This window comes from Photobacterium sp. SP02, from assembly GCF_038519165.1.
GTDB lineage: Bacteria > Pseudomonadota > Gammaproteobacteria > Enterobacterales > Vibrionaceae > Photobacterium > Photobacterium halotolerans.
In genome coordinates this window covers 1-313 of sequence record NZ_JASJOJ010000185.1, presented here as the reverse complement: position 1 = coordinate 313, position 313 = coordinate 1, and the positions used below count along the sequence as shown (strand labels likewise).

Genomic DNA, 313 nt, shown 5'->3' with positions numbered 1-313 from the left:
CGGCGCTGCTGCGTTTCACGTCTGAGTTCGGCATGGGATCAGGTGGGTCCGCAACGCTATGGTCGCCAAGCAAATTCGGTGTGACCATCCCGCTGGTGAGAATCAATGCTGGCGGTATTGCCTGCCTCCTTCACTCAGTTGTGTACTTCAGTACACGCCTTCGTTCAGCGCGTTGGCGGCTTTGCCAGCCCCGATTCTTCCTGCGCTACCTTGAGGTGCGCGGAGCGGGACAATCGCTGGAAAGATAACTAGTGTTCTCAGCACAACATTCAAGTGCTCATGGAGTCCGTAAAACCCCTTGGGTGTTGTATGG

General features: G+C 55.9%; 1 rRNA gene. It reads right to left on the bottom strand.

Going from position 1 to position 313, the window contains the following annotated elements:
- Nucleotides 1-70: ribosomal RNA gene (gene rrf / locus P0Y67_RS22925) — 5S ribosomal RNA — on the bottom strand; the annotation flags it as partial.
- Between the last annotated feature and the right edge of the window lie 243 nt (nt 71-313).